Origin of the sequence: Gelidibacter salicanalis (genome assembly GCF_016469035.1) — a bacterium.
In the GTDB taxonomy this organism is placed as follows: domain Bacteria; phylum Bacteroidota; class Bacteroidia; order Flavobacteriales; family Flavobacteriaceae; genus Gelidibacter; species Gelidibacter salicanalis_A.
Window position 1 is genome coordinate 1 of record NZ_JAEHJZ010000115.1, and the last position, 333, is coordinate 333.

The window sequence follows — 333 nt, forward strand, 5'->3', positions numbered from 1 at the left end:
TTGGTTGGTATAGCATCGCTGCCGATTTTGATGGCTTCTTACGTTGGTCCTACAATAGCTGGACTGAAAAACCACTAGAAGATTCCCGTTTTAGAGCGTGGCCCGCTGGCGATACGTATATCGTATATCCTGATAACCGCACTTCCATCCGTTTTGAAACCCTTAGAGAAGGGATTCAAGATGCAGAAAAAATCAGAGTGTTGAGAGCAGATCTTACAAAACAGAACATGTTGGATAAACTTGATCATTTGAACGAAGTGGTCGCGCAATTCAACGTGACTTCAAAACCTGAAAATTTTGAAAAGATGCTCAGAGACGCCAAAAACCAACTCA

General features: G+C 42.3%; 1 protein-coding gene. It reads left to right on the forward strand.

Annotated elements, in window-relative coordinates; translation table 11 throughout:
• Positions 1-333, forward strand: a 333-nt coding sequence (locus tag JEM65_RS21090) for a DUF4091 domain-containing protein (protein ID WP_199603706.1), incomplete at both ends; no start/stop codon positions are given.